The following is a 26,522-nucleotide window of genomic DNA, read 5'->3' on the forward strand; positions in this document are numbered from 1 at the left end:
TGAAAACCAGAAACAGAATCGAAAACAGGTGAGCGCCGTTGTGAGTGCCAGCAGATCGTCAACCAGATCTGCGACCCCGAGCCTGACGGGTCAAACATCTCTGGGATGACCGGCTGCAGCGCTCCTCGGGGTGAAGCCCGTCATTCTACGGCGAGGGCGGGCAATCGGGGCTTCAAGGCGCTTTGCCCCGCGGCTGTGCAGGAGAGCTCTATGCGAATGGCTATAGCAGATTCGACTTTCCACACCCCAAAAACAGGAGCAGGGCAAAAGGTAATTTCGCAGAACACGAATGCAACCATCTCATTTCAAGCATATTCCCGACATGGTGCGCATCCGCAAGGAATGGCGCACACCGCTTTCCTGCTCTCAGGCAGCCCGGCACCGGCGGGTCCGCCTGCCATGAGTGGACAAGCACCTACAGCCCCTATCTTTGAGTCTTTGGCACCATCGACAGCAAATGTCTGGTCCATGTGCTCAGCCGTGCACAGCCGATTGCCAGCCATGACCGGGCAGGCCATTCAGCCCTCGCATGGAACACCCAGGAGATACTATGAACGTGACCTTCGGCGCGTACTACACCCTCATCATGGCCGTGCTTGTGCTCATGCTTGGCAAGCTCATGACAAGACATATCCGCTTTCTGCGCGACTTCAATATTCCCGAGCCTGTCTCCGGCGGCCTGGTCGTGGCGGCCATCATCTTCATGCTGCATCAGACCACGGGACTGGCGCTGAGCTTCGAGGGCAGTCTGCAGTCGGCGTTCATGCTGGTGTTCTTCTCGTCCATCGGCCTGAGTGCGAACTTCGCGAAGCTGCGTGAGGGCGGCTCTGCGCTGTTCCTCTTCCTGGGCGTGATTGCCGTCTTCATCATCATGCAGAACATCGTGGGCGTGAGTCTGGCGTCCGTGCTGGGACTGGACCCGCTGATCGGCCTGGTCGCGGGCTCCATCACGCTGGTGGGCGGTCACGGTACGGCCGGAGCCTGGGGCTCGGTGCTGGAAAACCAATACGGTCTCACGGGAGCCACCACCCTGGGCATTGCCTGCGCCACTTTCGGCCTGATCATCGGCGGCCTGGTGGGCGGCCCGCTGGCCAAGCGACTGATCACGCGCCATCAGTTGGCCCAGCCGCTGACCGAGTCCGAGCAGCTGCGCGCCGATGCGCCCACGGTCAGCGAAGGCAGCGAGGTCGCCAACTTCGAGTCGCCCAACAAGGCACCGCGCCTGATCACGGCCGATGCTGCAGTGGAAACACTGGCCCTCTTCGCTGGCTGCCTGGCCTTTGCCGAATTCATGACTGGCCTGACCATGGGAACGGTCATCCAGCTGCCTACCTTTGTCTGGGCGCTGGGGGGAGGCGTGATCATCCGCAACGTGCTGGACTATATGTTTGGCTTCAAGGTCTTTGACCGCGCCATCGACGTCTTCGGCAATGCCTCGCTGTCTATGTATCTGGCCATCGCGCTGCTGTCGCTCAAGCTGTGGGAGCTGACCGACCTGGCCGGCCCGCTGATGGTCATTCTGGCCGCGCAAGCCATCGTCATGACGCTGTATGCGGCCTTCGTGACCTTCCGCATCATGGGCAAGAACTATGACGCCGCCGTGCTGGCCGCCGGCCACTGCGGCTTCGGCATGGGGGCCACGCCCACGGCCGTGGCCAATATGCAGGCCATCACCAACCAGTACGGTCCTTCGCACAAGGCCTTTCTGATCGTGCCCCTGGTCGGAGCCTTCTTCATCGACATCATCAACGCCTTTGTGCTGCAGGCCATGCTCAGCATTCTTCGCTGACCGCTACATCAGCCCCCCAAAAAAAGCGTGTTCCTGTTTGACAGGAACACGCTTTTTTCATGGCTGCTTGCGCTTTCAGGGCAAGCGTCAGAGGCTTGTGCGGCTCAAATCATGCAGCCACGGCCTGGGCCGAAGCCGGCAGGCCGAAGATGCGGTCGAACGCCCAGTTGAAGGCAAAGGTGTAGACCATGAAGAACACCAGCAGACCGGCTTCCATCACTGCAGCTTCCCACAGCGAGATGCCGAACCACCAGGCCATCAGCGGGATCAGCATGGCGGCGATGCCGCCTTCGAAACCGATGGCATGCACCACGCGGCGCATCAGGGAGCGGCCCTTGACACTCTGGCGCGATTCCCATTTCTCGAACAGGTGGTTGAAGCTCAGATTCCAGCAGATCGCGATCACCGAGGCAGCCACGGCCATGACGCCGGAATCGCTGGCCTTCTGGCCGATGGCCATGAAGATCAGGCTGGAGACGATGATGGCAATGATTTCGTACAGACCCACATAGAGGATGCGACGTTTGGGACCTTGAAGGCCCTTGGCCTTGGCGGGGGTGGCAAAAGCGGCGGTATTTTTGAGAGAAACGGCAGAGGAAGAAGCGGATGCCATCGCTGAGGCTTGTTGAGACATGGGCTGCAGTGTATGTTCTATAAATTGAAGATAAAAGTCAGTTCCTTTCAATTTTTCTGACAGATCGACACCATGCCCTTTAGCGCCGACCAGGTTCCGCTGTTTCTTGCCGTGCTCGATGCCGGCTCTTTCTCAGCGGCTGCACGCAAGCTGGGGCGTGTGCCCTCGGCCGTCAGCATGGCCATTGCCCAGTTGGAGGCAGAGCTGGAACTGCAGCTGTTTGACCGCAGCGGACGCGAGCCCGTGCCCAGCGCCGCCGCCCGCGCGCTCGAGCCGCAGGCGCGCCTGCTGGCCGAGCAGTTGCAGCTGCTGAACTGGCAGGCTCAGGCGCTGCATGCCGGGCTGGAGGAAAGGCTGACGCTGGCCATCGCCCCCGAACTGCTGGCCACGCACTGGAGCGAACCGCTGAACCGGCTGGTGCGCGAGTTTCCTGCGCTGCCGATTGAGGTGCTGGCAGCACCCCAGGCAGATGCGCTGGAGCTTTTGCATGCCGGCCGCGCCCATCTGGCCCTGGTGTTCGAGCGGCCCGCCATTGACGGGCGCGAGGGTTTCCAGGAAATGGGCCGCGAGACGCTGGTGGCCGTGATGTCGCCGCAGTTCGAGCTCTGGCAGCAGGCGCTGGCCGAGCATGAGCAGGGCCGCACCACACGGCCACAGCTCACGGTGGAACAACTGGCTGCCACGCGTCAGGTACTGGTGGCCAGCCGCGACCCGCAGCAGACAGACCCGCGCTTTGTGTTTGCGCGCCAGCTCTGGCGCACGGACAGCCACCAGGCAGCGCTTTCGCTGATAAGTGCAGGTCTGGCCTGGGGCTGGCTGCCCAAGGGCCTGGTGGAGTCGCATATCGGCAGCGGTGCGCTGATGGAAATTCCCGTGCTCAACATCAGCAACGGCACGACCTTGTTCGTGGACTGGGTCTGGTCCAAGGAGCGGGCCCAGGGTCTGGCGGCCAGGCGCTTTGTGCAACTGCTGCGCGAGCGCTGAGCTTCCATGGGCTGGCCTCCAACATCTGGTCTTGAAGACAAAAAAGCTTAAGGAGCAGAATGTACAAGCGCCAGCCGCTAGTCATTCCATAGCGAATCAATTTGCACTGCACAGGAGTTTCAATACATGCCCCGTCAGCCCGCCAAAGCCGCCCCCGCTACCTCGTCTGCCGCGCAGGCCGAACCCGATCGCCAGCCAGCGCGCAAGCGCCTGCCGTTTCCGACCAGCGAATCGGTACAGGCCACCAAGGCAGCCAAGCCATCGCCCTCCCGGCCTGTGTCGCGCAAAAAGCCTGCCGCCAAAACCGTGAGCCGGACCGCTGCACCCACGGCAAAAGCACCCGTCTTGTCCTTGGTCTATCCTTTCGAGTCCAAGGACAAGGCGCTGCACAAGCTATGGCAGCCCTGGCAACCGGGCCAGCCACGGGACAGTCGTTTGACCACCGGACACCCTCGGCCCGCAGTGGAGTTGCAGAAGTTCGACCCGTCCGCCAAGCCCTTCTCCTCCGACAAGGGCAAGCAATATGACAAGGACAGCGTGAACCAGCTGGCCGAGGCTCTGGACGGGCTGCAGAATATTTTCTATGCCGACCGGCGTTTCAAGCTGCTGGTCATCCTGCAGGGCATGGATGCCGCGGGCAAGGACGGCACGCTGCGCGCAGTCTTCGGTCGCATGTCGCCGCTGGGCGTGCGCACCGTGGGCTGGAAGGCGCCCACCGAAACCGAGAAGGCGCATGACTATCTGTGGCGCATTCACCAGCAGTTGCCAGGTGCGGGCGAGATCGTGCTCTTCAACCGCAGCCAGTACGAGGATGTGCTGGTGCCCGTGGTCAACGGCTGGCTCACGCCCGAGCAGCAGACCCAACGCTATGCGCAGATCAACGACTTCGAGCGCATGCTCAGCGAGACCGGCACGGTGATCGTCAAGTTCATGCTGCACATCAGCAAGGACGAACAGCGCGAGCGGCTGCAGCAGCGGCTGGACGACCCCTGCAAGCACTGGAAGTTCGACGAGAACGACCTCAAGGTACGCGCCCAGTGGGACGACTACCAGCAGGCTTACGGCCAGCTGCTGGGCGCCACGCACACGCCCTGGGCACCCTGGACCATCGTGCCCGCCGACTCCAAGACCCACCGCAATCTGATGGTGGCCACGGTGTTGCGCGAGGTGCTGGGCAATCTGGAGCTCAAATATCCGCCCGGGGCACCGGCGCTGGATCACATCAAGGTCCGGTGACGCACACAGCTCCCGCCGCCATCAGAGCTCGCATATAGCTCTCAAAAAGAGAGCTGTTGGCGTTTGTTCTCAATGATTTTCAGATTAAAAAGCATCTGAAGTCATTCATCAAAAGGCGCTAGCAGCTCCTGTTTTTGAAAACTACCGGGACAGATCAGAACTGCCAGCCCAGTGCGCCCAGGCCGTCGAACTCCATCTCGAAGCGATCGCCGGCTTGAAGCGGCATGCAGCCGCACCAGGTTCCCGTCGTCACCACGGTGCCGGCAGGCACGCTGCCGTATTCGCGCGCCACATGCTGCAGCCAGTCCACGAGCAGCCAGGCCGGATCGCCCAGGCTGTGCGTTCCGGTAAAGCGCTGTGGCGGGCCGTCATTTACGGTCACCGTGCACAGCTGTCGGGCCCAGTCGCGGCCGGCAATGACGGAAGCACTCTGCCACTCGCCCAGCGCCAGTCCGCCATGGCATTGGCCGTCGGCCAGCAAGGCCAGGGCCGGGGCCTTGAGGCCGTCGCGCCAGCGCACATCCACCCATTCCACTGCCACGCAGGCGGCGTCAACCAGCGCCAGCGCGCTGTCGTAATCGAGGGTTGCCGCCTGATCGGCGCTCACATCCAGGCCTATGCGCAGGGCGATCTCGGCCTCGGCACAGCGCAGATTGAAGACGGTGTCGGGCGCGGGCACCGGATTCACGCCCTGGCGAATGCCGTCCTCGGGCAGCGGCACATGCAGCAGCGCGGCGTTGCGGCCCGGGCCGCCGGACTTCCAGTAGCGCGGCGCGCGATCGGCGGGCCACCAGTTCCAGGTACGCGCCAGCGCGCTTTGCACGGCACGGGCATCGGCGGCATCGCGCATCAGCGCTGCCACGTCGGCTCCCAGAGCCTGGGCCGTGCCCAGTTTGCGCGACCACCACAGCGCATCGGCCGTGGCATAGCTGTCCTCGGGCAATTCGGGCCACAACGTCTTCCAGTCGGGCAGCACCTCATCCTGCGTCTGCAGCTCGGGAGCCAGCCCAATGGGCGGGGTATTGGCAAACGGTGCCGGGCCGCACCAGCCGCTTTTGCAATCATTGTTTTCAGACATGACGGCAATGATGGCAAATTTCCTGTCTCCATGTCACCAATTCAGTGCTTGGCCCACATCCAGAGCGGCTTTCAGATGGTTATGCACAAAATGCATAGTATCTCAAACAAGAAGCCTTGGACAGGAAAATCCGGCGCGCGCACACTGTGAATCCCGGACAGCAAGGGCTTACAACGACCTTGCTCCACTCAGTCAACCAGGCCTACATCATGCAAGCCAAAGACTCTTCAGCGCTGTCCACAGCGCATGCTCTGCCCTCCTACCTCAACTCCGATCATCTCGGTCCCTGGGGCATTTATCTGCAACAGGTCGACCGTGTCACCCCCTACCTGGGCTCGCTGGCCCGCTGGGTTGAAACGCTCAAGCGACCCAAGCGCATCCTGATCGTCGATGTCCCCATCGAGATGGACGACGGCCGTATCGCACACTTCGAGGGCTACCGCGTGCAGCACAACCTGAGCCGAGGTCCCGGCAAGGGCGGTGTGCGCTTCCACCAGGATGTGACGCTGTCTGAAGTGATGGCACTATCGGCCTGGATGAGCATCAAGAATGCAGCCGTGAACGTGCCCTACGGTGGCGCCAAGGGCGGCATCCGTGTCGACCCGCGAAAGCTGTCCAAGGCCGAGCTGGAGCGCCTGACACGCCGCTATACCAGCGAAATCGGTCTGCTGATCGGCCCCACCAAGGACATTCCGGCACCTGACGTGAACACCAACGGCCAGGTCATGGCCTGGATGATGGACACCTACTCCATGAACACGGGCGCCACGGCCACCGGCGTGGTCACGGGCAAGCCCGTGGACCTGGGCGGATCGCTGGGTCGCGTCGAGGCCACGGGCCGCGGCGTGTTCACCGTGGGCGTGGAAGCCGCCAAGCTCACCGGCCTGAATGTGCATGGCGCACGCGTGGCCGTGCAGGGCTTCGGCAATGTGGGCGGCACTGCGGGCAAACTGTTTGCCGATGCTGGAGCCAAGGTTGTGGCCGTGCAGGACCATACGGGCACCATTCAGAACGCCAATGGCCTGGATGTGACGGCATTGCTGGAGCATGTGGGCAACACCGGCGGTGTGGGTGGCTTTGCCGGTGGCGAAGCCATGGATGCAGCCGCCTTCTGGGGCGTGGATTGCGACATCCTGATCCCCGCGGCACTGGAAGGCCAGATCACCGAGGAAAACGCCGGCCAGATCAAGGCCAAGCTCGTGATCGAAGGTGCCAACGGCCCCACCACTCCTGAGGCCGACGACATCCTCAGCGAAAAAGGCGTGCTGGTTCTGCCCGACGTGATTGCGAATGCCGGCGGCGTGACCGTGAGCTACTTTGAGTGGGTGCAGGATTTCTCCAGCTTCTTCTGGACCGAAGACGAAATCAACGCCCGTCTGGTGCGCATCATGCAGGAAGCCTTTGCCGGCGTCTGGGCCGTGGCCCAGGAGCACAAGGTGACACTGCGCACCGCCACCTTCATCGTGGCCTGCAAGCGCATTCTCCACGCCCGCGAGGCACGCGGCCTGTATCCATAAGAACCCCTCGAGGCGCTACGCGCGCCTTCTCCCGAGAGGGACGCCCCTGGCCGGGCGCCCCTCTCTACGCGCTTCGCGCTAAGAGAGGGGTCGGCGGCTTCGCCGGGGCCGCGAGGCGGCTCTTGCTCGGCATCTCTTTGTCGGGATGTGCCTTTTTCAGCGCGAGCACAACGAAAAAAGCCTTCTGTTTTCAGAAGGCTTTTTGTTTGGTTGCGCGAGAAGGATTTGAACCTCCGACCTTTGGGTTATGAGCCCAACGAGCTACCAGACTGCTCCATCGCGCGGTAATTTGTTTCTCAACAGCAGTCGCTGTGTCGATAGGCGCAATTGTAGCCTAAATCGGCCTGTCATGCGGAGCAGTTATATAAACACGCGCTTTTTATGGTTACTGGCTCTGAGATTTGTCGCCAGCTCCGCATGGGCAGCAGCAATTGCCGCCCATGCCAGTCGGTATAGTTGCCGCCCATGGCCAAAGAGAAAACCACTTTCACCTGCAACGCCTGTGGCGGCACCAGCCCGCGCTGGCTGGGCAAATGCCCTGGCTGCGGCGCCTGGAACACCCTGGTCGAGACCGTGGCCGACTCCGCCTCGGGCGGCAAGAACCGCCTGAGCCAGCCCCAGGGCTATGCAGGTCTGGCCAATGCCCAGCCCGTCACCCCGTTGTCGGCCATCGAGGCCCAGGATGTGGCGCGCACGCCCAGCGGCATCGAGGAGCTGGACCGCGTGCTGGGCGGCGGCGTGGTCGAAGGCGGCGTGGTGCTGATTGGCGGAGACCCTGGAATTGGTAAGTCCACACTTCTTTTACAGGCCATGGATGCATTGCATCGTATCGGCCTGCCCACGCTCTATGTGACGGGCGAGGAAAGCGGCGCCCAGGTGGCGCTGCGCTCGCGCCGGCTGGGGTTGGACAACAGCCAGGTCAATGTGCTGGCCGAGATCCAGCTCGAGAAAATCCTCGCCACCGTGGAGGCCACCCAGCCCGCCGTGGTGGTGATCGACTCGATTCAGACCGTGTATTCGGACCAGCTTTCCTCGGCACCGGGATCCGTGGCCCAGGTACGCGAATGCGCGGCCCATCTGACGCGCGCGGCCAAGACCACGGGCATCACCATCATTTTGGTGGGCCATGTGACCAAGGACGGTGCGCTGGCCGGCCCACGCGTGCTTGAGCACATGGTGGACACGGTGCTCTACTTCGAAGGCGACACACACAGCAACTTCCGTCTGGTGCGCGCCATCAAGAACCGCTTTGGCGCCGTCAACGAGATCGGCGTCTTCGCGATGACGGAAAAAGGTCTCAAGGGCGTGACCAACCCCAGCGCCATCTTCCTGAGCCAGCACAGCGAACCCGTGCCCGGCAGCTGCGTGCTGGTGACGCTGGAGGGCACACGCCCCATGCTGGTGGAAATCCAGGCCCTGGTGGACCAGGGCGGACCAGCTGCGCGTCGTCTCTCGGTCGGCCTGGACCGCGACCGGCTGGCCATGCTGCTGGCCGTGCTCAACCGCCATGCGGGCGTGGCCTGCGCCGACCAGGATGTCTTCGTCAATGCCGTGGGTGGCGTGCGCATCAATGAGCCTGCAGCTGACCTGGCGGTGATGTTGGCAATCACTTCCAGTCTACGTGGAAAGTCGTTGCCCAAGGGCTTTATCGCGTTTGGCGAGGTCGGTCTGGCCGGCGAGGTGCGCCCCGCCCCTCGCGGTCAGGAGCGTCTCAAGGAAGCAGCAAAGTTGGGATTCACTATCGCCGTGGTTCCCAAGGCCAATGCCCCAAAGAAGCCCATCGCCGGCCTGACCATCCATGCCGTGGAGCGCGTTGATGAAGCCATCAACATCGTGCGCGGCATTGGCTGATGTACTTTGATAGCTGCTTGCGCTTTTGAATCATCGGTATCAGGCAATAAGTGATCTGAAATCGTTGCTCTAAATACGCATGCAGCTCCTGTTTTTGAAAACCCCTTGGTCACAGCGGCCTGTACGGGCATACGCACTGTCCGCACACTCAAACCCATACCCTCGTAAGACAATAAGCCCATGAATTTGCGCAATATTTTGGTTCCCCTGGGCTTGATCGTGCTGGTGATCGCAGCCTACAACTCTGCGGGCTGGCCCGGCGTGGCGGCCGTGGCAGGCGGCATCATCATGTGGGTGCTGCTGCACTTCACTCGCCTGATGTCCATCATGAAGAAGGCGTCGGACCGGCCTATCGGCTATGTGGGCAGCGCCGTGATGCTCAATGCCAAGCTCAAGCCCAAGGCCCCTCTGGTCCATGTGGTGGCCATGACCCGTTCTCTGGGCCAGCGTCTGTCCGAAGAGGGCCAGAGCCCCGAGATCTACCGCTGGACCGACGGCACACAGTCCCATGTGACCTGCGAGTTTGTCGCCGGCCGTCTCATGAAGTGGGAGCTGCAGCGTCCCGAGCAAAAGGAAGACTCGGCGGCGGCTGATGCGCAAGCAACAGACCGGACATCGGAGCCCACCTCCCCCTAAAATGGCAGCTTCAGGAGACAAGCGCTGCCGCCGACCCGGCAGCAGCGCCCGCCGAACACACAACCCATAGAGGATGGTTTTATGAGCCCTGTTGTTCCCTCGATGTCCGACCGCGACGGCAAGATCTGGATGGATGGTCAGCTGGTGGAGTGGCGCGATGCCAAGATCCACGTGCTGACCCATACGCTGCACTATGGCTGCGGCGCCTTTGAAGGCGTGCGCGCCTATGAAACCGCACAGGGCACGGCCATCTTCCGCCTCGAAGAGCACACCAAGCGCCTGTTCAACAGCGCCAAGATCCTGCGCATGCAGATCCCATTCAGCCAGGAGCAGGTCAACCAGGCTCAGGTCGAGGTGGTCAAGGCCAACGGCCTCAAATCCTGCTATCTGCGCCCGCTGACCTGGATCGGCGACCGCAAGCTGGGTGTCTCGCCCAAGGGCAATACCATCCACCTGATGGTGGCTGCCTGGGCCTGGGGCGCCTATCTGGGCGAGGAAGGCATGCAGCGCGGCATCCGCACCAAGATTTCCAGCTACACCCGCCACCATGTGAACATCACCATGAGCCAGGCGAAGGCGGTGAGCAACTACACCAATTCCATCCTGGCCAATACCGAGGCTCTGGACGACGGCTACGACGAGGCCATCCTGCTGGACGCATCGGGCTTTGTCTCCGAAGGATCGGGCGAGAACATCTTTGTGATCAAGGATGGCGTGATCTACACACCCGATCTATCCGCCGGCGCACTCAACGGCATCACGCGCAACACCGTGCTGCACATCTGCAAGGACCTGGGCCTGGAAGTGGTGCAAAAGCGCATCACCCGTGATGAGCTTTACATCTCGGACGAGCTGTTCTTCACCGGCACCGCCGCAGAAGTCACGCCCATCCGCGAAGTGGACCGCGTGCAGATCGGCGAAGGCCGCCGCGGCCCGATCACCGAGAAAATCCAGGCGGCCTACTTTGACATCGTCAACGGCCGCAATCCCAAGTACGCACACTGGCTGACCTTGGTATAAATCACCCCCCTGGGCGGCTTTGCCGCTTCCCCCTCGGGGGACAGCACCGTCGCTGCGGGACGGCCCTTGATTGGTGCTTCTGACCTCAATTGCGCCAGTATTTCCGGCCATGCTTCATTATTGAAAACACGAAAGATACGAGAAATGACCACGAATGCCGTCGTCGAACTGGCCGCCAAAGACCTCAACGCACAAGGTGGCGTGTTCTGCCCAAGCCCCAAGGCCGACATGAAGCTGTGGAACAGCCACCCCAAGGTCTATCTGGACGTGGCCAAAACCGGCGACGCCAAATGCCCTTATTGCGGCACGACCTACCGCCTCAAGGCCGGTGAGGTGTTTGCCGGCGGACATTGATTCCTTCGATCCCCAAGGCATCTGGTCGCTCCAGCGGACGACCAGATGCTTTTTTCATTTGCGAGCCACGATAGCGAGCCATGCGCATTCTTCACTTTGTTACCGGAGGCTTCTCCGGTGCCACCCAGGTCGCCGTGGACCTGAGCCTGGCCGCGCTGCGCACGCCCGGCCATGAGGTTCTGCTGGTGCTGCGCCGCAAGCCCAGCACGGACGAGCGCAAGATCGAGGCCCTGCGCCAGCAAGGCCTGCAGGTCATCGTGGTCTCCAACTGGCTGCATGCACTGACTGTCTGGGAGCTGCGCAAGATCATTCGCGGCTTCAGGCCCGATGCGGTGTTCGCCCACGGCTTCAGCGACCATATCTGGGGCAGGCGCGCTGCTGCAGCCGAGGGTGTGGCGCATATCTTTCATGTGGAGCACAACTCGCGCGAGCGCTACACGCCGCGTCGTCTGCGCCAGGCCCTGGCGCTGGAGCCCTTCACCCAGGCCCATATCGGCGTCTCCGAAGGCGTCAGGACCAGCCTGGTGGAGCGCGGTTTCCCGGCCGAAAAATGCATTGCAATCTGCAACGGCATCGACCTGACGCGCTTTCCCCAGGAGGCCATGCCCCCGCTATGGCTGGAGCGCGAACCCGCGATTTACATGGCCTCGCGCTTTGCCCGCCAGAAGGATCACGACACGCTGATCAGGGCTATGGCCACTCTCAGGCAACGCGGCCTAAGGCCCACACTCTATCTGGCCGGCGCGGGCAAGAGCTCGCTCAGGACCAAGGCCGAGCGACTGGTGGCCGAGCTCGGACTTGAGCAGCAGGTGTGCTTCCTCGGCAATGTCTCGGATCTGCCCCAGCGGCTGTCGAGAACGCAGATCTTTGTTCTGGCCACGCATTGGGAAGGCATGCCTCTGGCCCTGGTGGAGGGCATGGCCGCAGGCTGTGCCTGTGTGGTCTCCGATGTCATAGGCGCCCGAGAAGTCGTGAGCCCCGAGGTGAACGGCCTGCGTGTGCCGCAATCCGATCCCGGCGCCATGGCCGATGCATTGCAAAGACTGCTGCAGGATACGGCCCTGGCCCAGCGTCTGGGCTCGGCCGCGCGGGCGCATGCACTCGCCCACTACGGGCGCGAGCAGATGTGGAGCCAGTATCAGGGCCTGCTCAAGGCCTGAGAACCGCCGCTACCTGGGGTTTTGAGGCTCGCAGATTGCCCCAGTTCAATGCCAGCTTCATCTTGAACTTGCGCAATTTCTGCAGGCGACTCGCAGGCGCCGCCTGCTGGGCCCAGATGCTGCTGATCTCGCTGGTGTCGTCCAGGGCGATGACCGAGGGATAGACCCCGTAAACGCGCAAATCGTTTTCAAACCAGAAGCGGATATCCACATCCACCGGCCTGTCGAACGGCATGCGCGTTTCCAGCATCTTGCGCGCGCCGCTGCGGCTGATGACATAGCCGGCGGCAAAGCTGGGCACCCGCTGATAGGAGATCAGCTGCAGGGCACCCGCGACCAGCGGGCCTTGGTTGGCGATCTTTTCCGGCTCGCGCCCGTAGAGCTTGATCATGTCCCAGCTGCCATCTGCGGGAAGTGCCTCTATCGCAGCCAGCGCCTGCGGCAGCTGCGGCAGCAGCCGCACATCATCTTCAAAGACCACCATGGCCGGCGCATCGCTGCCCAGCAGCTGCTGCCATGACCTCAGATGACTGGCGTAACAGCCCTTCTCGCCGTTGCTCAGGGGCTTGAAATAGCGGCCATGGCTTTGCGGCGCGCAAAAGAAGGCCTTTTGCTCGGCCTCGGACAGATCCGCCCACCACACGGCAGGCAAGCGCGACGCCGTCAGCCCCATTTGTGCGAACTGGGCCGTCATGCGCTCGCGACGCTCCGCATCCTTGGACAAATTGATAAAGACAATGGGTAATGACGACATACACTTCTGCACCGAATACAAGACCTGCAGTGTAGGTTGAAGCCAACCGCCACGCAGGAGAACCTGATTGACAACTATGAATGTGCCTACACAAGCCACACCTCGAACCGGCAAGCGGACCGCTGCTCTTGCTCATGCCCTCGATGCCGCCTGCTTTGCATTCTTTGCGCTGAGTCTTTGCGTCCCCTCTGGCTACTCCTACGGATCCACGGCCCTGGCCCTTTTGACTCTCGCCGGTTGTATCGCGGCCCGCCCCCAAGGCCTTGCCAGGCGCGAGACTTTCGTGCTGGTGGGCCTGCTGCTGGTGCTGGGCCTGCTCTGGAGCCTGTCCTTCGACCACTGGTTCTCGGCGGCGGGCTGGGGTTATGGCGCGAAATACGCGCTGGCCGCTCTCTGCCTCTGGTATCTGAGCAAAACCGGTCTCCGGCTCACGGCCATTGTCTGGGGCCTGGCTCTGGGTAGTGTGGGTGCTCTGGCGATTGCCGCCTATCAGGCCGGCGTGCTCAAGATGCCGCGTGTTTCGGGCTTTACCAATGCCATCCAGTATGGTGGCATCGCCATGTATATGGGTTTTGCCACCTTGTCCCTGGCTTTGCTGGGCCGCTGGAGCAAGTCTCAAGCAGCAGCTCTGGGGCTAATGGCTGCATGCGGTATTTATGCGTCCTTTCTTTCCGACTCCCGCGGCTCCTGGGTCGTGATCCCACTGCTGATTGCGGCCATCTGGCTGATGGCATGGCTCAATGGCTACAAGCGTCTGGCCAGCATGACGGCGGGAGCCATGCTGCTGCTCGGGCTGATCGTGGCAGTGCCGGCCTACCCAAAGCTCGAGCAGCGCAGCGCCGAAGCCGCGCGTGAAGTCTCACAGTATCTGCAGGATCCCCAGAAATATGCGGTGACCTCGGTCGGCCAGCGCCTGGAGCAATGGCGGCTTGCGATTCATCTGATCGAGCAGCGCCCCTTCAGCGGCTGGGGACTGGCCGGCTACCCTGCGGCCAAGCAGCAAATGGTCGATCAAGGCCTGGCCCACCCTTCGGTCATGGAATATGGGCATGCGCACAATGAAATCCTGGACATGTGGGTCAAGCGCGGGCTGCCGGGTCTGATCCTGCTGCTGGCGTTCTATGCCGTGCCTGCAGCCATTTTCTGGCCCACGCAGCGCCGTCTGGCCCACGCCGATGCGGCGCAGCGCTCCAAGCTGCTGGCTCTGCGCGCGGCCGCCACGCTGCTGCCGCTGGCCTACTTCGGCTTTGGCTGGACCCAGGTGTTCTTCGCGCACAACAGCGGAAACATGTTCTATATTTTCAGCCTCGCCGTGCTCTGGGGCGGTATTTGCAGAATGGAAACCCAGTCTGCAGTCACCAAAACTCAGTCCTGAGACCTGCCCGGCAAACCCAGGGCCAGAGCTCCCAGAGCCCCCTGGCCCAGGGCAAAGACACCATACAAGAGCCCAACCCCAACCGCTAGTACCGCAGGTACTCCGAAGGGAGCCAGGGCTGCCACTGCAGCGGCTTCACGGGTGCCCCAGCCGCCCACACTCACCGGCAATGCCGCCATCAGGAACACGGGGGCGATGACAAAGGCCCAGACGACCAGCGGCAAATGCAGGCCCAGAGCGATCGCGCCGCAGGCCAGCGCAGCAGCAGACAGCAGTTGCACGAGTGCCGAGGATGCCGCCTGCAGCCAAAGCTGCGAAAGAAAGTCAGGGCGGTTGGCCGCCGTACGCACAGGCTCCAGCCATGCACCAGGCAACTTGAACCAGTGGCTGCGCAGACCCTGCAGCAAGGCCCAGGGCAGCAGCAGCCAGATCACGGTGACGGCAAGCAGCAGCGTGATGAAGAGAGCGGTATTCAGGCGCACCCAGGGGGCCAGCGTGGAAGCGCAAGCCACCGCACCCAGACCGCCGATCGCGCACAGCATCCACAGACCGCTGACCCTATCCAGAATCACCGAGAGATTGCTGGCCGCCTTGGTCTGCCCGGTCTTCTGCAGCGCAATCGCACGATAGACATCACCGCCCACAACAGCGCCAGGCAGCAACACATTCAGGCCAATCGCCTGAAAATACCAGCGCATACCTGAGGCCAGCGACATCTCGGCCCCGAGCCACCGCGCCATGGCGCGCCAGCGCCATGCCGACACTGCGTTCGAGGCAATGGAAATCCCCAGGCCCCCCAGCAACCACCAGGGGCTGGCCTGTTGCAGCCGGCCCCACAGTTGCACAGGGTTGGCGAGATAGACAACGGCTGCCAGCAAAGCGATGCCCATCAGGGCCCGGACAAACGCCTTTCGCGCCTTGCTCACAGAACCGCGGTCTCGGTTTTCGCGGCCTTGTCTGCAGGCTTGTGTTCGACAGCGCCGTAATCCTTGGCGTAGTACTGCAGGCCGCTGCCCGACTCGTAATAGATACGCGTCAGCAGCTCGCCGATCAGGCCCGCCGCGATGAACTGCATGCCCATCAGCACCAGCATGACCCCTGCCATCAAGAGGGGCCGGCCGCCAATCGATTCACCCATGATCTTCTGTGCCAGCAGCCACAGCAGGATCAGCACGCCAGGCGTTGCCATCCACAGCCCCATGCCGCCGAAGGCATGCAGGGGACGCTGACGAAAGCGCATGAAAAATACAATGAAGATCAGATCCAGAATCACCCGGAAGGTGCGATCTATGCCGTATTTGGAAACACCGCGCGTGCGTGCATGGTGACGCACCGGAATCTCAGTGATACGCGCGCCGGCATCACGCGCCAGTGAAGGGATGAAGCGATGCATCTCGCCATAGAGGCGAATGCGGTCGATGATCTCGCGGCGATAGGCCTTCAATGCACAGCCATAGTCGTGCAGCTGCACATTGGTGAATTTGGAAATCAGGCGGTTGGCCAGCACCGAGGGCAGGCGGCGCGACAGCGCCTTGTCCTGGCGGTTCTTGCGCCAGCCCGAGATCATGTCCACATCGGGATCGTTTTCCAGACGCTCCAGCAACAGCGGAATATCGCCGGGTTCGTTTTGCAGGTCGGCATCCAGCGTGACCACATACCGGCCGCGCACCCGGTCAAAGCCGGCCTGCAGGGCGCTGGACTGGCCGTAGTTGCGCACCAGACAGACGGCACGCACCCAGGGGTGCTGCTCGGCCAGCTCGCGCAGACGCCTGGCACTGCCATCCGTCGAGCCATCGTCCACCGCAATCAGTTCGTAGCTCAGCGGCTGGGTGCGCATGGCCTCGTCAATGCGGGCCACCAGGTCGGGCAGATTATCGAACTCGTTATAAACAGGAACAACGATGGAAACTTCGGGATTGGAATCGTGCACGGACGTCATGCTCAATGATTTTGGATAACAGTCACCTATACTAACTGAATACCCTAGGTGCCATTTGCGCCAGGCCCATTGTTTGGCCTGCAAAGCCAAGCGCAATCGTAAGTGCGCACTATCAAAACATGTGCACCCGCCAAATCCTATGGCATCAAACTCCTCGACTTCTATTCGCCCAGACTGGCAACAGACCCTTTATGCCAAGCCATGGATATGGCTGGCTCTTTTAGTTTTTGCCCATATCGTTTCCCGTATCAGCATTTCAGCAGGCATGAAATGGGATGAGTCCGAACAGATTCTCTGGGCCCAGCAATTGCAGCTGGGTTATGGCCCGCAGCCGCCTCTGTATACCTGGATGCAATGGGCGGTCTGTCAGCTTCTCGGCCCTTCGGTGCTGGCACTGGCCCTGCTCAAACATCTGCTGATTGCCCTGGCCTATTGCCTGGCATGGCTGGCTGGCCGGCAGTTGCTGGGTCAGAAAGGTGCCTGGTGGGTTGCCGCAGGTCTGCTGCTGATGCCGCCCTTCGGCTGGGACTCGCTGCGCGACCAGACGCATACGGTGATGGTGACGGCCATGACCATGGGCTTGTGGTGGGCCGTACTGCGCCAGGTTCAAAAGCCGCAGGCCGTCAATTTTGTTTTGATCGGCCTCTTCTGCGGTCTGGGCATGCTGTCCAAATACAGCTATGCCATGCTTATTGGCGCCTTGTTTCTGGCCTCCATGACGGTGGCACAGGTCCGCTCGGCCATCTTCGCCAGGGGCTGGTGGCTGGCTCCGCTGGTGGGCTTGCTGGTGTTTGCGCCCCATGGCTTCTGGCTGGCTTCGCACTGGGGCATGGCAACCACCGAGACCGTACAGAAGATGTCCATCTCCACCGAGGCCTCGCATCTGAAAGGTCTGGGCAATCTGCTCAAGGCCCTGCTTTCGACCTTGGGCCTGTGGCTGATTGCCGCTCTGATCAGCTACCGCTCCAGACTCTGGAGACCAGGCATCAATGCGTCTTTGCCGGCCCAGGTCTGGGCCAGGCCTTTGCTGCGCAACTACCTGCTCATCATTGCCGTCTGCCTGCTGGCCATGGTGCTGGCTGCCGATGTCACGGACTTCAAGCAGCGCTGGATGCTGCCTCTGACGGCTGTTGCCCCCTTGGCCCTTTATGTCTGGCGCCCGGCACTGCTGGAACAAGGCGTGGGCCGCCTGTTCACCGTCTTCGTCATCGTCTTTGCCCTGATCTTTCTGATCATGGCCACGCTGCGCCCTTGGCAGGGCGGCCGCAAGAACGATCCCGACGAACTCAACCACCCGGTCAAGACGCTGGCCCAGGAACTGCGCCAGGCCGGCTACAGCGGCAAGGGAGTCATCGTCGGCTCGGACCATATGCTGGCGGCCATGCTGCATTCGCAGTTCCCGCAAACATACGCCCTGGGCTGCTCTGATGGCGCACTGCTGAGGCAATGTCTATCTCAGGCCGGCGCCGATACCACAGGCGGCCTGCTGCTGATCACACGCGCCGACAAGCCCGTCGCGGGCTGGTGGGACGGCATCTTCACCACCCAGGCAAAAACCGCGCTGCAGACACTGAGCATGCCTTTCGAGAAAATGCCTGCCAGCGCAACACCTGCGCAATACCAATATCTCTGGATTGCCCCATGAATCCCGTCCTGATCACCGGCTGTGCCGGCTTTATCGGCATGCATTGCGCCAAGCGACTGCTTGAGCAAGGCGTGCCCGTGCTTGGTATCGACAACCTCAACAACTACTACGACGTGGCGCTCAAGCATGCCCGCCTCGCCGAGTTGCGCCCACACGCCCACTTCCGCTTTGTGGAACTCGATCTGGCGGACCGGCAAGGCATGGCCGACCTGTTTGCCGAGGCAGCCCCCAGCAAAGTTCTGCACCTGGCCGCACAAGCCGGTGTGCGCTACTCCATCGATCAGCCCGACGACTACACCGATTCGAATCTGCTGGGCTTTGGCAATATCTTGCAAGGCTGCCGCAAGCACCAGGTCGAGCATCTGGTCTATGCCAGCAGCTCCAGCGTCTATGGCGGCAACACCAGGATGCCGTTTGCCGAAAGCGATGCGGTGGACCACCCCATCAGCTACTACGCAGCCACCAAGAAGGCCAATGAGCTGATGGCCCATAGCTATGCGCACCTCTACGGCATTCCCACCACAGGCCTGCGCTTCTTCACGGTGTACGGCCCCTGGGGCCGCCCCGACATGGCCTTGTTCAAGTTCACCAAGGCCATGCTGGCGGGCGAGAGCATCGATGTCTATGGCGAAGGCAAGCTGGTGCGCGACTTCACCTATATCGACGATATCGTCGAAGGCATCATGCGCGTGCTGGACAAGCCCGCCACGCCCGACGCCGGCTATGACAGCCGGAACCCCAATCCCGGCACCAGCACCGCGCCCTATCGCATCTTCAATATAGGCAACAACTCGCCCACCGTGCTGATGGACTACATCGCGGCACTGGAGGGCGCCCTGAAAATTACCGCCCGCAAGCAAATGCTGCCCATACAGCCCGGCGACATGCACAGCACCTCGGCCGACACGCGTGCCCTGCAAGCCTGGGTCGGCTTCTCGCCGGCCATGCCCGTGGCCACCGGCGTGCAGCATTTTGTGGATTGGTATCGCTCTTTTTATCGCGTATGAAAGTTACTGTCTTTGGTACCGGCTATGTCGGTCTTGTGCAAGGTGCCGTGCTGGCCGATGTCGGCCACCAGGTGCTTTGCGTGGATGTGGATGAGAAGAAAGTCGCGGCACTCAAGGCCGGACAGATTCCCATCCATGAACCAGGCCTCGATGCACTCGTCATCAACAACCAGCAACTGGGACGTTTGCAGTTCACCACCAATGCCGCCGAAGGCGTGGCGCACAGCGAGCTGATCTTTCTGGCCGTGGGCACGCCGCCCGACGAAGACGGCAGCGCCGACCTGCAATATGTGCTGGCCGTGGCCCGCACCATCGCCCAGCACATGGACGGACCGCGCATCGTCATCAACAAATCGACCGTGCCCGTGGGCACGGCGGACAAGGTCTCGGCCGTGATTGCCGAAGGCCTTGCACAGCGCAATCTGCAGCACCCTTTCGATGTGGTGTCCAACCCCGAGTTCCTCAAGGAAGGCGCGGCAGTGGGCGATTGCCAGCGCCCGGACCGCATCATCATCGGCACCGGCAACCCGGCTTCCGAAGCCAAGCTGCGCGAGCTCTACGCTCCCTTCAACCGCAATCGCGACAAGATCGTGATGATGGATGTCCGAAGCGCCGAGCTGACCAAATATGCGGCCAATGCCATGCTGGCGACCAAGATCAGCTTCATGAACGAGATTGCCAACCTGGCGGAAAAGCTGGGGGCCAACGTGGAGGCCGTGCGCCGCGGCATTGGCAGCGATCCGCGCATCGGCTATCACTTCATCTACCCGGGCGTGGGCTATGGCGGCAGCTGCTTTCCCAAGGACGTGAAGGCGCTGATCCACACCGCCAGAGAGGTCGAGTTTGAGCCTCTGCTGCTCAATGCCGTAGAGGACCGCAACCATGCCCAGCGCAATGTGCTGTTCGAGCGCATCAGCGCCTTCTACAGCGGCCAGCTTGAGGGCAAGACCATCGCCGTCTGGGGCCTGGCTTTCAAGCCCAATACCGACGATATGCGCGAAGCGCCCAGCCGCAATCTTCTGGAGTCTCTCTGGGCCGCCGGTGCCAAGGTGAAGGCCTACGATCCCGTTGCCATGAAGGAAGCCCGTCGCATCTACGGCGAGCGTGCCGACCTGGAGCTGGTGGATAGCCCCCTGGCTGCCGTGCAGGATGCAGACAGTCTGGCCATCGTGACCGAATGGCAGATATTCCGTGCGCCGGACTTCGACCTGCTGGCCGCAACACTGAACGACAGAATGATTTTTGACGGCCGCAACCTCTACGAGCCTGCCCTACCTGCCAGCCATGGCCTGGGCTATGTCTCCATAGGCCGCCCCGCCCAGCAGCCGCGCTGAAACAAAAAGCCCCGCAGGCAGAAACCTGCAGGGCTTTTTTCCGGGCAGCGGCTCAGGACAGCGGCAGGCAGATCACAAAGCTCGCACCGCTGCGGCCGTCCTGGCGCGCCTCGCAGTGCACGGTGCCGCCATGGCGCTCGGCGATCGAACGCACCAGCGACAGGCCCAGGCCCACGCCGCCGGAGCGCTCGCTGGCCCCGGGCAGGCGATAGAACTTCTCGAAGATACGCTCGCGCTGCGCCTTGGGAACCCCGGGGCCGTGATCCTCGACACGGATCAACGCCATGCCATCCTGTTTGGACAGGGACAGAGTGATCTCGCCCTCGCTGTAGCGGCGCGCATTCTCCAGCAGATTGCGCACGGCACGGCGCAGCAGTTTCGCGATCCCCTGCACCTCAAGCGGACCATCGGTCTGCATCTCCAGATCGGCATCGATGCGCGCGCATTCCTCGGCCGCCAGACCGATCAGATCGACCGACTCCACCGTGCCCACATCGACCTCGCTGGAGTCCAGGCGGCTGGCCAGCAGGATCTCGTCGACCAGTTGGTCAAGCTCGCCAATATTGCGCTGGATCTCGGCCTTGGCGCGTGCGCTGGCCGGGTCGTCACCCATGAACTCCAGGCCCATGCGGATGCGCGTCAACGGCGAGCGCAGTTCATGCGAGGCGTTGGCCAACAGAGATTTGTGAGAGGTCATCAAGGTCTCTATGCGCGCTGCAGCAGCGTTGAACTGGTGCGCCAGATCCGCCACCTCGTCATGCCCATGCTCGGGGACACGCACCGACAGATCACCCTCGCCAAAGCGCTTGACGCCGCGCTGCAGGTTTTCCAGACGCTTGAGCAGACGGCGAATGATGGGGAACACGCCCACAACCACTGCCACGCCGACCAGGCCCAGCATCCACAAAAAGCCGAACGGCGGCCGCAGCCAAAAGGCGACGGCACCATCACGCGGGGGAGGGCGGCCCTCACGCCACTCACGTGGCGCCATCCATAGCTCATAGACCTGCCCGTCCCGGGCGGCAATTTCAAAACGCACGCCATCTACGGGCGAGCCGGAGATGCGGTTGCCGCGCCCCTCCACCAGCACCTCGCCCTCGGGGCCTTTGAGCACCATCTCGCGCGAGGGCGGCGTGGTGCTGTTCTGAGCGCGCTGCTCTTCGGCAATATTCCAGGCCCAGGCCACGCACAGCGTGAGCACGGCCACGCCGACTACCACCGCCAGCCAGATGCGCAGATACAGGCGCTGGGAGAAAGCATGCAGCAGCTTCATCAGTCTTGTTGCTTGGCAAAAACGTAGCCCACACCGCGCACCGTGAGAATGCGCTTGGGAGCCTTGGGGTCGGCTTCAATAGCGGCGCGGATGCGGCCCATATGCACGTCGATGGAGCGGTCGAAGGCCTCCAGTTCGCGGCCGCGCACGGCTTCCATGATCTGGTCGCGCGTCAGAACGCGACCGGCGCGCTCGGCCAGTGCCACGAGCAGGTCGAACTGGTAGGAGGTGAGGTCGGCCTGCTGCTCGCCCACCGACACGGTACGGGCATCGCGATCGATTTCCAGGCTGCCGAAGCGCATGACGGCATTGGCGGGGGTCGCCTGGCTCTCGCTGCCTTTACGGCGCAGGATGGCGCGAATGCGGGCCAGCAGCTCGCGCGGCTCGAAAGGCTTGGGCAGATAGTCGTCGGCGCCCAGTTCCAGACCGATGATGCGGTCCATGGGATCGCCCTTGGCGGTCAGCATCAGCACGGGGACCTGTGCCGGAGTGCCGGGCATGGAGCGTATGCGACGGCAGACCTCGAGACCGTCCATGTCGGGCAGCATCAGGTCAAGGATCACCAGGTCGGGCAGCTCGACCGAGCCACCATCGCTGGGCTGCAGCTGTTCGAGGCCGCTTTTGCCGTCAGCCATATGGGTCACTTCCAGGCCGTTATTGCCCAGGTAATCGCTCACCATTTGCGCCAGGCGAACGTCGTCCTCAATCATCAGAAGTTGGTGCGTGCTCATAGGGGGCAGTGTAGTCATGCTCGCGCCTCGGTATTTCTTCAAGACGTCATGCTGCAGCACGCAGGTGACCTGCTCTTGTCTGGTGCGTAAAGTTGGGTAAACGCCGAGTCACTCAAAAACAATAGCTGTCAGTGCTTACCCATCAATCGTCAGAGCCAATTTTTACTCTGGATGCCAGGAAAATCAGCAGCAGCACGGGGAAGCCCATCAGCGCCGTGGTGTGGAAAAACGCCTCGTAACCATAAGCATCGACAAACGCCCCCGAGAAGCCCGCCAGCCACTTGGGGGCCAGCAGCATCATCGAACTGAACAGCGCATATTGCGTGGCCGAGTACTGCACATTGGTCAGGCCCGAGAGATAGGCGATGAAGGCCGCCGAGGCGATTCCCCCGGCGAGATTGTCGGCGCTGACCACCCAGACCAGCGCCGAGACATCGTGGCCGCGCGTAGCCAGCCAGGCAAACAGAATATTGGTGCAGGCCGACAGCACGGCGCCCAGCATCAGCACGCGCATCACGCCCCAGCGCACTGCCATGGTGCCGCCCACAAAGCCCCCCAGCAGCGTCATGATGACGCCGAACACCTTGGTCACGGCAGCCACCTCTTCCTTGGTATAGCCCATGTCCACATAGAACGGATTGGCCATGATGCCCATGACCACGTCGCTCACGCGATACAGGCCGATCAGCGCCAGCAGCAGCAACGCCTGCCAGCGGTAGCGGCCTATGAAGTCGGCAAACGGAGCGATCAGCGCGCCCTTGATCCACTCGGCCGCATTGCGTGCCGGTGCCATGGGACGAGCTTCAGGCTCGGGCGAGAGCAGCACTGTGATCATGCCCACCAGCATGCTCGCCGCCATGGCCGTGTAGGCCACATGCCAGGCCTGCACCATATAGCCCTGCACATCACCTTGAACCTGGGCCGCTACCCACAGCACGCCGGCGCCAGCCCAGATCATGGCCAGGCGATAGCCGGTCTGGTAGGTGGCCGCCAGAGCCGCCTGATCGTCGACCTTGGCGGACTCGATGCGATAGGCATCCAGCGCGATATCCTGCGTAGCCGAGCCGAAAGCCACCAGCACCGCGCACAGCACCAGCGGCTGCAGGGATTGCTTGGGGTCCATGAAGGACATGCCGAGCAGGCCCGCCACGATCAGCAGCTGCGAAAACAACAGCCAACTGCGGCGACGCCCCAGCATCCGCGTCAGTGCCGGCAAGGGCAAGCGGTCCACCAGCGGAGACCACACCCATTTGAAGGCATAAGCCAGACCCACCCAGCTCAGGAAGCCGATCGTCGTGCGATCGATATCGGCCTCGCGCAACCAGAAGCTCAAGGTACCCAGCACCAGCAACAGCGGCAGGCCGGCCGAAAAACCCAAAGCCAGCATGCGCAGGCTGGTGGGCTGGGCATAGACCTTGAAGGCCTGGCTCCAGCTGCGCTTGGGCTTGATGACGACATCTGCGGAGGAGGGGTTGCGACTTGTTTGGGACGACTCGGTCATGGTCTGGTTCTCTGAGGCAGAGGGCATTATCGGTTGCCCACGCCAGTCGCCGGGCGCTACCATTACCGCGACCGTCGTCTCTTTCTGTAAGCAGGATTGCCCCATGAGCCGTGACACCGCATCTCCGCGCCCTGTGCTTGACCAGGCACAGACCTCGGTGCGCAGCTACAGCGGCGAGCATCAGGCCCATGCCCATGACCATGCCCAGATTCTGTTTGCGCTGCAGGGCCGCATGGAGCTGGAGGTGGGTGGCAGACCCAGCTTTGTGGACAGCGCCTGCGGCATGGTCATACCCGCAGGTACCGGCCACGGCTATCTGGCAGCACCGCAAACCCAGGTGCTGGTGATCGACGCGCCCATGACCCAGGGGCTGGACAAGCTGCGCCGCTTTGCCGTGCCCCCGGCGTTGCGCTTTCCGCAATCAAGCCTGTCAGCCGCCGCGCAGATGGCGCTGGTGCTGCAGGCTCCCACCTTGCTGCAACGTCGCGGCATGGATCTGCTGTGGCTGCAGCGCCAAGTACAGGCGGCTTTGCATGAAAGCTGGCCCACGGCCCGGCTGGCGGACCTGGTGCATCTGAGCGTGGCCCAGTTCCACGCCCGTTTCGTGGAGCTGACGGATCGCACGCCGCAGGACTGGCTTCGTGGCCTGCGTCTGGACGCTGCCGTGCTGCAGCTCAGAAAGGGGGCGGCACTCGAAGCGACCGCGCTGCGCTGCGGCTACGCATCGGCCAGCGCCCTGGCCTATGCACTGCGGCGCGAGCGCGGCCTGACATCGCGCCAGCTGCGCGAGCGCCGCTGAGCCACCCCTCGCACTTCAAGCGTTTCTCGACAGATGAGCGGCCCTGGCCCGCGCATGATGACTCACTCATGTCTGTCACTTCCGCTATCTCTTCTCCCTCGCCCCGCAGCGCCTTGGGCCCTGTCGGCCTGGTGCTGGCCGCCGCCATGCTCTGGGGCACCACGGGCACGGCACAGCATTTCGCGCCTGCACAGCTCTCGCCCTATTGGGTGGGCGGCCTGCGCATGGTCATGGCCGCGCTGTTCTTTGGCGCGCTGGCGCTGCTGCTGGACCGAGGCCATGCGCGCCAACCCATGCGCTGGGCGCGCATCGTGTTCTGCGGCCTCTGCATGGCCATCTACAACCTCAGCTTCTTTGCCGGCGTCAAGGCCAGCGGCGTGGCCCTGGGTACGGCGCTGGCCATAGGCAGCGGCCCCATCTGGGCCGGCCTGATGCAGGCCGTGGTGCAAAAGCGCATGCCCAGCCCTCAATGGTGGCTGGGCACCTGCACCGGCGTTGGCGGAGGCATTGTCATGGCGCTGGCCGCCACCGACAGACAGCATCTGCCATGGGCTGGCATGGCCCTGTGTCTGCTGGCCGGTCTGTCCTATGCCGCCTACGCGCTGGTCAACCAGGCACTGGTGCTGCAATCGCGTGTGGCCACGGTCAATGCCTGGGTGTTTGCCTGCGCGGCCCTGCTGTCACTGCCCGTTTCGGCCTGGCTGGGCGGGCCGCTGCAGATCAGCGCCGGCGGCTGGGCCGTGGTGATCTATCTGGGCATGTTCGCCACGGGCTTTGCCTATCTGCTGTTCTCCGTGGGCCTGCGCGGCATGTCTGCCGCGACCGGCGTGGCACTGAGCAAGGCCGAGCCGATCACCGCTTTTGCGCTGTCGCTGTTGGTGGTTGGCGAGCGCCCCGCCTGGTGGTCCGTGATCGGTCTGCTCGGCGTGATCGGCGGTCTGTGGCTGGTAGTACAGGCAGAGCGCAAGACTGCAGAAACCGTCTGACCCGAGGCAGGCTGCAGCTCGCATAGACTTGGCGCTTATGCACGCCCTCATCTCATCCCTGCGCCTGCCCGCCACCCGCAACTGCCTGCTGCCCGCACTGGTCTGTGCTGCGCTGATGCACGCGCCAGCGCAGGCTCAGGTGGAGGTAGGCAAGGCCTCGGTGATGCGCCAGCTGGTACCGGCCGAGACGCTGGAAAGCTCTGCGACCCAGCAGTACCAGGAGCTGCTGCAAAAGGCCAAGGCCCAGGGCGCACTGGCAGACGCCGGCAACCCGCAGCTGCAACGCCTGCGCGGCATTGCCCAACGCCTCATTCCCTATGCCGCGCAGTGGAACCCGCGCGCCAACCAGTGGCGCTGGGAGGTCAATCTCATAGGCAGCAAGCAGATCAACGCGTTCTGCATGCCCGGCGGCAAGATCGCCTTCTACACCGGCATCATCGACCAGCTCAAGCTCACGGACGACGAGATCGCCATGATCATGGGCCACGAGATGGCCCATGCCCTGCGCGAGCATTCGCGCGAGCAACTGGCCAAGAACCAGGCCACCAGCATAGGCATATCGCTGGGCGCGCAATTGCTGGGTCTGGGCGATATCGGCAATGCCGCTGCACGCCTGGGCGGGCAATTGCTCAGCCTCAAGTTCAGCCGCAATGACGAAAGCGATGCCGACCTGGTCGGGCTGGAACTGGCCGCACGCGCCGGCTACAACCCGCAGGCCGCCGTGAGTCTGTGGCGCAAGATGGGTCAGGCCACGGGCGAAGGCGGCATAGGCTTTCTCTCCACGCATCCGACGGGCCCCGATCGCATACGCCAGCTGGAGGGTAACGTGCCGCGCGTCATGGGCTTGTACGAGCAGGCACGCAGGCGCTGAACACCAGCGACCAGGCAGCTGAAAACCCGCTTTGCGTCAGCCATGCGG

Annotated in this window: 24 protein-coding genes, 1 tRNA gene and 1 riboswitch; of the genes, 16 read left to right on the forward strand and 9 right to left on the reverse strand. The window is 62.8% G+C overall.

Annotated features, from left to right (window positions below; translation table 11 throughout):
- Positions 1 to 23 precede the first annotated feature (23 nt).
- Positions 24 to 133, reverse strand: a riboswitch (S-adenosyl-L-homocysteine riboswitch).
- 417 nt (positions 134 to 550) lie between these two features.
- Positions 551 to 1,789 carry a sodium/glutamate symporter gene (gene gltS, locus FSY45_RS13440; protein ID WP_003069585.1) on the forward strand — a complete coding sequence of 413 codons (1,239 nt, stop codon included), beginning with the start codon at positions 551 to 553 and terminating at the stop codon, positions 1,787 to 1,789.
- A 109-nt stretch (positions 1,790 to 1,898) separates the two neighbouring features.
- Here gltS and FSY45_RS13445 read toward each other — a convergent pair whose 3' ends face one another.
- A complete protein-coding gene (locus FSY45_RS13445) occupies positions 1,899 to 2,402 on the reverse strand; it encodes a PACE efflux transporter (protein ID WP_003069587.1) in 504 nt (167 codons plus the stop codon).
- A gap of 93 nt (positions 2,403 to 2,495) precedes the next feature.
- Here FSY45_RS13445 and FSY45_RS13450 point away from each other — a divergent pair, with 93 nt between their 5' ends.
- A complete protein-coding gene (locus FSY45_RS13450; protein ID WP_003069589.1) occupies positions 2,496 to 3,407 on the forward strand; it encodes a LysR family transcriptional regulator in 912 nt (303 codons plus the stop codon).
- Between the two features lie 126 nt (positions 3,408 to 3,533).
- The gene (locus FSY45_RS13455) at positions 3,534 to 4,643 is read left to right on the forward strand and encodes a PPK2 family polyphosphate kinase (protein WP_187427558.1); all 1,110 of its coding nucleotides are present in this window, start codon (positions 3,534 to 3,536) and stop codon (positions 4,641 to 4,643) included.
- A 154-nt stretch (positions 4,644 to 4,797) separates the two neighbouring features.
- On the opposite strand, the gene FSY45_RS13460 is transcribed toward FSY45_RS13455, so the two are convergent.
- Entirely contained in the window at positions 4,798 to 5,721 is a 924-nt protein-coding gene (locus FSY45_RS13460; protein ID WP_052951086.1) for a fumarylacetoacetate hydrolase family protein, read from the reverse strand.
- Positions 5,722 to 5,930: 209 nt separating this feature from the next.
- On the opposite strand from FSY45_RS13460, the gene FSY45_RS13465 reads away from it, so the two are divergent.
- Positions 5,931 to 7,238 (forward strand): Glu/Leu/Phe/Val dehydrogenase, encoded by a 1,308-nt coding sequence (locus FSY45_RS13465; protein WP_034363165.1) that lies wholly within the window; start codon positions 5,931 to 5,933, stop codon positions 7,236 to 7,238.
- A gap of 207 nt (positions 7,239 to 7,445) precedes the next feature.
- Here the strand turns inward: FSY45_RS13465 and FSY45_RS13470 are convergent.
- A tRNA-Met gene (locus FSY45_RS13470) sits at positions 7,446 to 7,522 on the reverse strand.
- Between the two features lie 181 nt (positions 7,523 to 7,703).
- On the opposite strand from FSY45_RS13470, the gene radA reads away from it, so the two are divergent.
- The 5 genes from radA (at position 7,704) to FSY45_RS13495 (ending at position 12,259) form a co-directional block, all read left to right on the forward strand.
- Complete coding sequence (radA, locus tag FSY45_RS13475; protein WP_012836620.1) at positions 7,704 to 9,089, forward strand: DNA repair protein RadA; 1,386 nt, start codon at positions 7,704 to 7,706, stop codon at positions 9,087 to 9,089.
- Between the two features lie 180 nt (positions 9,090 to 9,269).
- The gene (locus FSY45_RS13480; protein WP_012836619.1) at positions 9,270 to 9,725 is read left to right on the forward strand and encodes a hypothetical protein; all 456 of its coding nucleotides are present in this window, start codon (positions 9,270 to 9,272) and stop codon (positions 9,723 to 9,725) included.
- An 81-nt stretch (positions 9,726 to 9,806) separates the two neighbouring features.
- On the forward strand, positions 9,807 to 10,745 hold the full coding sequence (locus FSY45_RS13485) for a branched-chain amino acid transaminase (protein WP_046461719.1): 939 nt from the start codon (positions 9,807 to 9,809) through the stop codon (positions 10,743 to 10,745).
- 144 nt (positions 10,746 to 10,889) lie between these two features.
- Positions 10,890 to 11,099, forward strand: coding sequence for a zinc-finger domain-containing protein (locus tag FSY45_RS13490; protein WP_003059801.1), 210 nt, complete (start codon positions 10,890 to 10,892; stop codon positions 11,097 to 11,099).
- A gap of 80 nt (positions 11,100 to 11,179) precedes the next feature.
- Positions 11,180 to 12,259: a glycosyltransferase gene (locus FSY45_RS13495; protein WP_046461720.1), complete on the forward strand. Its 1,080-nt coding sequence runs from the start codon at positions 11,180 to 11,182 to the stop codon at positions 12,257 to 12,259.
- Here FSY45_RS13495 and FSY45_RS13500 read toward each other — a convergent pair.
- Positions 12,249 to 13,013, reverse strand: a complete 765-nt coding sequence (locus FSY45_RS13500) for a glycosyltransferase family 25 protein (RefSeq protein WP_046461721.1) — start codon at positions 13,011 to 13,013, stop codon at positions 12,249 to 12,251. The two genes, FSY45_RS13495 and FSY45_RS13500, sit on opposite strands and share 11 nt — an antisense overlap.
- Before the next feature lie 76 nt (positions 13,014 to 13,089).
- On the opposite strand from FSY45_RS13500, the gene FSY45_RS13505 reads away from it, so the two are divergent.
- Complete coding sequence (locus FSY45_RS13505) at positions 13,090 to 14,388, forward strand: O-antigen ligase (protein WP_046461722.1); 1,299 nt, start codon at positions 13,090 to 13,092, stop codon at positions 14,386 to 14,388.
- Here the strand turns inward: FSY45_RS13505 and FSY45_RS13510 are convergent.
- On the reverse strand, positions 14,379 to 15,278 hold the full coding sequence (locus tag FSY45_RS13510; RefSeq protein ID WP_187427560.1) for a lysylphosphatidylglycerol synthase transmembrane domain-containing protein: 900 nt from the start codon (positions 15,276 to 15,278) through the stop codon (positions 14,379 to 14,381). The genes FSY45_RS13505 and FSY45_RS13510 overlap by 10 nt on opposite strands.
- Before the next feature lie 32 nt (positions 15,279 to 15,310).
- Positions 15,311 to 16,327: a glycosyltransferase family 2 protein gene (locus FSY45_RS13515; RefSeq protein WP_039049354.1), complete on the reverse strand. Its 1,017-nt coding sequence runs from the start codon at positions 16,325 to 16,327 to the stop codon at positions 15,311 to 15,313.
- Between the two features lie 265 nt (positions 16,328 to 16,592).
- Between FSY45_RS13515 and FSY45_RS13520 the strand changes: the two genes are divergently transcribed.
- From FSY45_RS13520 to FSY45_RS13530, 3 genes are read left to right on the forward strand one after another with little or no spacing between them, the layout of a single operon-like run.
- The gene (locus tag FSY45_RS13520; protein WP_052263520.1) at positions 16,593 to 17,972 is read left to right on the forward strand and encodes a glycosyltransferase family 39 protein; all 1,380 of its coding nucleotides are present in this window, start codon (positions 16,593 to 16,595) and stop codon (positions 17,970 to 17,972) included.
- A complete protein-coding gene (locus tag FSY45_RS13525) occupies positions 17,969 to 18,979 on the forward strand; it encodes an NAD-dependent epimerase (protein WP_003069624.1) in 1,011 nt (336 codons plus the stop codon). The genes FSY45_RS13520 and FSY45_RS13525 overlap by 4 nt, the downstream gene beginning before the upstream one ends.
- The gene (locus FSY45_RS13530; RefSeq protein WP_003069626.1) at positions 18,976 to 20,313 is read left to right on the forward strand and encodes a UDP-glucose/GDP-mannose dehydrogenase family protein; all 1,338 of its coding nucleotides are present in this window, start codon (positions 18,976 to 18,978) and stop codon (positions 20,311 to 20,313) included. Before FSY45_RS13525 ends, FSY45_RS13530 begins: the two co-directional genes overlap by 4 nt.
- A 52-nt stretch (positions 20,314 to 20,365) precedes the next feature.
- Here the strand turns inward: FSY45_RS13530 and FSY45_RS13535 are convergent, their stop codons facing one another.
- The 3 genes from FSY45_RS13535 to FSY45_RS13545 all read right to left on the reverse strand — a co-directional run bounded on the left by FSY45_RS13535 (position 20,366) and on the right by FSY45_RS13545 (position 23,818).
- On the reverse strand, positions 20,366 to 21,586 hold the full coding sequence (locus FSY45_RS13535) for an ATP-binding protein (RefSeq protein WP_012836609.1): 1,221 nt from the start codon (positions 21,584 to 21,586) through the stop codon (positions 20,366 to 20,368).
- On the reverse strand, positions 21,586 to 22,335 hold the full coding sequence (locus FSY45_RS13540; RefSeq protein WP_034363143.1) for a response regulator: 750 nt from the start codon (positions 22,333 to 22,335) through the stop codon (positions 21,586 to 21,588). The genes FSY45_RS13535 and FSY45_RS13540 overlap by 1 nt, the downstream gene beginning before the upstream one ends.
- 124 nt (positions 22,336 to 22,459) lie before the next feature.
- The gene (locus tag FSY45_RS13545; RefSeq protein ID WP_223305695.1) at positions 22,460 to 23,818 is read right to left on the reverse strand and encodes an MFS transporter; all 1,359 of its coding nucleotides are present in this window, start codon (positions 23,816 to 23,818) and stop codon (positions 22,460 to 22,462) included.
- Between the two features lie 103 nt (positions 23,819 to 23,921).
- Here FSY45_RS13545 and FSY45_RS13550 point away from each other — a divergent pair, with 103 nt between their 5' ends.
- The 3 genes from FSY45_RS13550 (at position 23,922) to FSY45_RS13560 (ending at position 26,474) form a co-directional block, all read left to right on the forward strand.
- Positions 23,922 to 24,617, forward strand: a complete 696-nt coding sequence (locus FSY45_RS13550) for an AraC family transcriptional regulator (RefSeq protein WP_003069633.1) — start codon at positions 23,922 to 23,924, stop codon at positions 24,615 to 24,617.
- 68 nt (positions 24,618 to 24,685) lie between these two features.
- The gene (locus tag FSY45_RS13555; protein WP_046461724.1) at positions 24,686 to 25,603 is read left to right on the forward strand and encodes a DMT family transporter; all 918 of its coding nucleotides are present in this window, start codon (positions 24,686 to 24,688) and stop codon (positions 25,601 to 25,603) included.
- 37 nt (positions 25,604 to 25,640) lie between these two features.
- Positions 25,641 to 26,474: a M48 family metallopeptidase gene (locus FSY45_RS13560; protein WP_046461725.1), complete on the forward strand. Its 834-nt coding sequence runs from the start codon at positions 25,641 to 25,643 to the stop codon at positions 26,472 to 26,474.
- Positions 26,475 to 26,522: the final 48 nt, after the last annotated feature.

Source organism: Comamonas sp. Z1, from assembly GCF_008121555.1.
Lineage (GTDB): Bacteria > Pseudomonadota > Gammaproteobacteria > Burkholderiales > Burkholderiaceae_C > Comamonas > Comamonas thiooxydans.